This window comes from Arthrobacter sp. I3 (assembly GCF_000520575.1).
GTDB lineage: Bacteria > Actinomycetota > Actinomycetes > Actinomycetales > Micrococcaceae > Arthrobacter > Arthrobacter humicola_A.
The window spans coordinates 17526-23344 of record NZ_KI914943.1 but is presented as its reverse complement, the minus strand read 5'-3'; the positions used below and the strand labels follow the sequence as shown (position 1 = coordinate 23344).

Sequence of the window (5819 nt, the reverse complement as noted above, 5' to 3'; positions counted from 1 at the left end):
GCCCCGCCGGTGGTGAGCAGGACGGCGTCGGCGGCCAGCTCCTGGGGCCGTCCGCCTGCCAGGTAGGCCACTCCGGTGACCCGGGCCGGCGTCGGGGGCGTGCTGCCGCGCTGTGACAGTTCGTCCGGCAGCGCTTCGGCCAGGTCGTCCGGTCCGGTCAGGAGCCCGGTGACGAACGCGCTGGTCTCCACCCGGAGCCGGCCGTGGCCGGCGCGGTCCAGGACGGCGCGTTCGAGGACGGCGGCGACGAGCCCGCGGGCGATGCAGGCGCCCGTCGCGTCCCCGCCGGCGTGCAGGATGCGCGGCGCCGAGTGTGCCGCTTCAAGGCCCAGGGCCGGTCCGCCGCCGGGAGCTGCGTCGAAATGCACGCCGTAGCGGCCCAGGGCGGCGATGTCCCGGACGGCCTCTGTACACAGGACCCTGACTGCCTCGGGGTCGTTGAGCCCGGCACCGGCGGCGAGCGTGTCCGCGATGTGCGCTGCCACGGAGTCACCGGGGGCGGCATCCTCCGGGGCCAGCACGGCCGAGACGCCGCCCTGGGCGTAGAACGTGTTGCTTTGTTCCAGCGTCCCCTTGCTCAGGAGGACCACCTCGATGTCACGGCCGCCGGTGGCGGCGTCGTCGGTGGCGAGCAGCGCGGCGTAGAGCCCCGCAATCCCGCTGCCGACGATCACGAGCCGCCTGGTCACGGCCGCGCCGCCAGCATGCGCTCCAGGGCCACCCTGGCCGGGGCGGCCACGTCCTCGTCCACGGTGATGCGGTTCAGCACCTCGCCGCGGACCAGCGCTTCCAGGACCCAGGCGAGGTAGCCGGGGTGGATGCGGTACATCGTGGAGCAGGGGCAGATCACCGGGTCCAGGCAGAAGATCGTGTGCTGCGGGTATTCCGCGGCGAGCCGGTTCACCATGTTGATTTCGGTGCCGATCGCGAACGTGGTGGGTTCCGTGGCCGCGGCGATGGCCTTCTTGATGAAGTCGGTGGACCCGGCGGAATCGGCGGCATCCACCACCTCCATGGGGCATTCCGGGTGCACGATCACCTGCACGCCGGGGAACTCGGCGCGGGCCTTTTCGATCTGGCCCACGTTGAAGCGTTTGTGGACCGAGCAGAAGCCGTGCCAGAGGATTACCCGGGAATCGAGCAGGGCCTGTTCGTCGTTGCCGCCGAGGTCCTTGCGCGGGTTCCACATCGGCATCTGCTCCAACGGCACCCCCATGGCCTTCGCCGTGTTGCGGCCCAGGTGCTGGTCGGGGAAGAACAGCACGCGCTGGCCGCGTTCGAAGGCCCATTCCAGCACCGTCGCGGCGTTCGAGGAGGTGCAGACGATCCCGCCGCGCTCGCCGCAGAAGCCCTTGAGGGCGGCGGAGGAGTTCATGTAGGTGACCGGGATGACCGGGACCCGGCCCTCGGCGTCGGGCTCGGTGCCGAAGACCTCCTCAAGCTGTTCCCAGCACTCGGTGACCGAGTCGATGTCCGCCATGTCGGCCATGGAGCAGCCCGCGGCCAGGTTGGGCAGGATCACGGCCTGGTCGGGGCGGGACAGGATGTCCGCCGTCTCGGCCATGAAGTGCACGCCGCAGAAGACGATGGCCTCCGCGTCGGGCCGGGTCAGGGCGGCGTTGGCGAGCTGGAACGAATCGCCCACGAAGTCGGCGTATTCGATCACTTCGTCGCGCTGGTAGAAGTGCCCCAGTACGACGGCGCGGTCCCCCAGTGCCGCTTTGGCGGCGCGGATCCGGGCGTCGAGTTCGGCGTCGGAAGCGAGCTTGTATTCTTCCGGGAGCTGGCCCTGCCGGGGAGTGGAGGCCGGTGCGACGTCGGTGGAGGAGGCACCCGGCCCGTAGGCGGGCACGCCGGCGAGGGCCTCGGCGAGGTCGTAGTCCCAGGGCCCGCGGGCCAGCGCGGGGCTGCAGGTGGAGGCCGCCGCGCCCTGTGCCATGGTGGTGGCCTGCTCGCGCGTGATCAGCTGGATTGCCGTGTTGACGCTGCTCATGGTGTGCTCCTGTTGTCTGGGTCGAGGCCTGGGCGGCCGGTGAAGCGGTAGAGGCGGGGCGGGCGGTGCTTGCCGCCCTGCAGATAATGGTCGGTTTCTTCGATTTCCGGCGTGGCCTTGACCTGCCGGCGGAAGTTGGCGGGATCGAGTTCGCGGTCCAGGACGGCCTCGTAGACCTCCCGGACCTGGGCGAGGGTGAAGTACTCGCCCAGCAGGTGGTAGGCGATGGATCCGTAGGCCATCTTGTTGCGCAGCCGCCACAGCGCGTAGTCGACGATCGAGTTGTGGTCGAAGGCCAGCTCGTCCAGCCTGTCGGCGCGGAACCAGCGCACGTTCTCCGATTCGTCGGCCAGCGCGGCCTCCGTGGGCTGGACGAGTGCCCAGTACACGATCGAGACGACGCGCTGGGTGGGCGAGCGGTGCAGCCCGCCAAAGGCGTAGAGCTGTTCGAGGTAGTTCGGGGCCAGCCCGGTGGTCTCGCGCAGGTTCCGCGAGGCGGCGTCCTGGAGTGACTCGGAGTGCGTGAGCGGGCCACCCGGCAGCGCCCAGAGGCCCTTGAACGGTTCGCGGATCCGGCGCACCAGCGGAATCCACAGCGTGGGCCGGCCGGACCGCTCGCTGGGACGCAGCGCAAAGATCACCGTGGAGATGGCCAGCGACGGCGGCGCGGTCTGGCGCTCCGAGACGTTGGCTGCTGTGGTGTAAACGGTGATCTACCCGCCCTCTGAGGTTCCGGGCGGGTCCGCGATGGACTGCCCGGCTGGATCCGGCCCGACCGCCGGATTAGTTATAGTCACATTGACTAGAACTAATGATACGGCCGCGCCGCCCGGGCGCAAAATGTTTCGGGTCACACGGGCCGGACCGGGTTGTCGCCGGCGCACGGACGGGGCTTGTCCGCGGGTGCCGGCACCGGTATTAATCGAGGCTATGGACTCAGAAGATATGGACCCGGAGGGTACGGACACAGAAGTTATGGACCCTGAGGGTACGGACGCAGAGGCAGTCAGGGCCCGATACGCGGGGGCGGCCCAGGCATTCATGGAGCTCGCCGGGCAGGTACCGCACCAGGCGTGGTCGCGGCCGGCACTGGGTGAATGGGATGTCCGGGCGCTGACCGGCCACACGAGCCGCGCCCTGACAACCGTGGAAACCTACCTCGGCACCCCGGCCGCCGGGGCACGGGTGCCGGGTCCAGTGGAATACTTCCTGGCCGTCCGGGGCGCCACCTCGCCCGCCGCGATTGCGCAGCGAGGCAGGGAAACCGGGGAGGCGCTGGGCGAGGACCCTGCCGCTGCCGTGCGGGAGCTTGTCCAACGCGTCACGGCCCTCGTCAGGAACACGCAGGACGATGCCCTGGTGGTCACCCCTGCCGGAGTAATGACGCTCATCGACTACCTGCCGACCCGGACCTTCGAGCTGGCCGTGCACACCCTGGATCTGGCGCGCGCCCTGGGCCTGCCGCCGCCCGCCGCTTTGGCCCCGGCGGTCGCGGCCTCCCTGGAGCTCGCCGGAGCCATCGGCTCCCGGCTGCCGTCCGCCGGTGATTTGCTGCTCTTGCTCACCGGCCGGACCGGCCTGCCCGAAAACCTGAGTGTCCTCTAGCCCGTGCCGGCGGCCGCGGCTTCCAGCAGCGGCAGGGTGCGGCCCTGGAAGTGCGTATTGAGCACGATCACGGAGGACGAGCGCAGGACCGATCGGGTGGCGATCATGGCATCGAGGACGCGCTGGAGGTCCGAATTGGAGCGGGCGGCTATCCGGGCCATGAGGTCCGAGCTCCCGGAGACGGTATGGATCTCGATCAGCTCGGGGATCCGCGCCAGGGCCTCCACGACGGCGTCGTGCCCGAGGTCCTGGTTGATCGTGAGGGAGCAGAAAGCCACGACGGGGTAGCCGAAGTGCGCCGGATCGGGCTGGGGCACCCATGAGCCAATCACGCCGGCGTCCTGCATCCGGTCCAGGCGCGACTGCACCGTGGCGCGGGCAACCTTCAGTACCCGGGAGGCCTCCAGGACCGAGGCCCGGGGGGAATCCGTGAAAAATCGGACAATCTTTGCATCAAGCGGATCAACGTCCACTGATTCTTCCTTCCCAAGCGGGACCGGGCCGGACAAACAGCCACCGATGCCCCGATTCAGTTAGCAAACTGCCACCATGCTCTCACGGCGGAGGCGTCCCGGCGGCCGGGGGCCGGCCCCAAATCCGGTAAATTCAATAGGTCCCATAAGGACGAAAAGATCCAAACCACACGAAGGTTCGCCATGACGATGAAGTCCACTGCGACGCTACCCACCGCGGTTCCCGCCCCGAGCCTGGGGCACAGCATGAAACCACGCCAGCTGACAATGATGGGACTGGGCAGCGCGATCGGCGCCGGCCTGTTCCTCGGCTCGGGAGCCGGAATCCAGGCGGCGGGACCGGCCGTGCTGATCTCCTACCTCGTCGCCGGAACCCTGATCATCCTGGTGATGTGGGCGCTCGGGGAGATGGCCGCGGCCAATCCCAACAGCGGCGCCTTCTCCGTGTACACGCAAAAGGCCATGGGCAAGACCGCGGGCGCCACCGTCGGCTGGCTCTGGTGGCTGCAGCTCGTAGTGGTCATCGCGGCCGAGGCCCTCGGTGCGGCCGGGCTCCTGTTCACGGTGTGGCCGGTGATCCCCGTCTGGGCACTGTCCCTGATCTTCATGGCCCTGTTCACCGCCATCAACCTGGCGGGCGTGAAGAATTTCGGCGAGTTCGAATTCTGGTTCGCCATCCTCAAGGTGGCTGCCATCGTGATATTCCTGGCCATCGGCGGGGCCCTGCTGCTGGGCTTGCTGCCGGACGTCCCGTCCCCCGGCCTCAGCAACTTCACATCCGGCTTCGCCCCGGCCGGCCTGGGCGGCATCGCAACCGCACTCTTCGTCGTCATCTTCGCCTTCGGCGGCACCGAGATTGTCAGCGTGGCCGCGGCCGAGACGGAAAACCCGGAGCGCAGCGTCGCCCAGGCGATCCGCACCGTCGTCTGGCGGATCCTCGTGTTCTACATCGGCTCGGTATTCGTCATCGCGGCCGTCCTTCCCTCGACTTCCGCGGCCCTGAAGTCCCCCTTCGCCGGCGTCCTCGACGTCGCCCGGATCCCCGGCGCCGGCGCCGCGATCACCCTGGTCGCCGTCATCGCGCTGCTCTCCGCCCTGAACGCCAACCTCTACGGCGCGTCCCGCATGGTGTACTCGCTCTCTGAGCGCGGCGAAGCCCCCAAGTTCCTCTCCAAGCTCAACACGGCCCGGGTCCCGGTCGTGGCCGTGAGCGTCTCCGTGGCCTTCGGCTTCCTGGCCGCCGTTCTCGAACTGCTCTTCCCGGACCAGATCCTGCCGGCGCTGTTCCAGCTGGTCGGTTCCACCTGCCTCGTGGTGTGGGGCTCGGCCCTGGTGTCCCAGCTGATCCTGCGCCGCCGGGCTGACCGCGACGGCACTGCGCTGCCGCTGCGGATGAAGGGCTTCCCGGGGCTGACGATCTTCGGGCTCGTGCTCCTGGCACTGATCTTCGCCGTCGGCTTCGGCAGCCCGGAGAGCAGCAAGCAGCTGGTCAGCACCCTGGTACTGGTGGCCGGCATCGCCGTGGCGTGCTGGACCGGCGCCCGGATCACCCGGAACCGCAACGCCGCCGCCGGCGCGAAAGCCGACCAGGCGGAACAGCCCAGCCGCTAGGCAAATTGCCAAGCTCACCGGCGCGCGGGGCGGCATAAGTGTGCAGTCTGGGCACCCCAGCCTAGGCTGATTGCCCACCCCGCCGCCGGTGACTAGGGTCACAGGCATGGACACACTTCTCCCCGTGGCTTCCGGCA

At 69.2% G+C, this 5819-nt stretch carries 6 protein-coding genes; 2 read left to right on the top strand and 4 right to left on the bottom strand.

Going from position 1 to position 5819, the window contains the following annotated elements:
• From Y706_RS26090 to Y706_RS0116865, 3 genes are all read right to left on the bottom strand, one after another.
• On the bottom strand, positions 1-689 hold a 689-nt coding region (locus Y706_RS26090), incomplete at its 3' end, for an FAD-binding protein (protein ID WP_043436359.1).
• A complete protein-coding gene (nadA, locus tag Y706_RS0116870; protein WP_028277524.1) occupies positions 686-1993 on the bottom strand; it encodes a quinolinate synthase NadA in 1308 nt (435 codons plus the stop codon). The genes Y706_RS26090 and nadA, both read right to left, overlap by 4 nt.
• Positions 1990-2706, bottom strand: coding sequence for an NUDIX hydrolase (locus Y706_RS0116865; RefSeq protein WP_028277523.1), 717 nt, complete (start codon positions 2704-2706; stop codon positions 1990-1992). The genes nadA and Y706_RS0116865 overlap by 4 nt, the downstream gene beginning before the upstream one ends.
• A gap of 217 nt (positions 2707-2923) precedes the next feature.
• Here Y706_RS0116865 and Y706_RS30600 point away from each other — a divergent pair, with 217 nt between their 5' ends.
• On the top strand, positions 2924-3598 hold the full coding sequence (locus Y706_RS30600) for a maleylpyruvate isomerase N-terminal domain-containing protein (protein ID WP_216699141.1): 675 nt from the start codon (positions 2924-2926) through the stop codon (positions 3596-3598).
• Here Y706_RS30600 and Y706_RS0116855 read toward each other — a convergent pair.
• Complete coding sequence (locus tag Y706_RS0116855; RefSeq protein WP_028277521.1) at positions 3595-4071, bottom strand: Lrp/AsnC family transcriptional regulator; 477 nt, start codon at positions 4069-4071, stop codon at positions 3595-3597. The genes Y706_RS30600 and Y706_RS0116855 overlap by 4 nt on opposite strands.
• A 183-nt stretch (positions 4072-4254) precedes the next feature.
• Here Y706_RS0116855 and Y706_RS26085 point away from each other — a divergent pair, with 183 nt between their 5' ends.
• Positions 4255-5682 (top strand): amino acid permease, encoded by a 1428-nt coding sequence (locus Y706_RS26085; protein WP_043436351.1) that lies wholly within the window; start codon positions 4255-4257, stop codon positions 5680-5682.
• The last annotated feature ends 137 nt before the right edge of the window (positions 5683-5819 follow it).

Coding starts and splice junctions, on each gene's coding strand:
- nadA (WP_028277524.1), bottom strand. CDS start 1,993: ATGAGCAGCGTCAACACGGCAATCCAGCTGATCACGCGCGAGCAGGCC.
- Y706_RS26085 (WP_043436351.1), top strand. CDS start 4,255: ATGACGATGAAGTCCACTGCGACGCTACCCACCGCGGTTCCCGCCCCG.
- Y706_RS30600 (WP_216699141.1), top strand. CDS start 2,924: ATGGACTCAGAAGATATGGACCCGGAGGGTACGGACACAGAAGTTATG.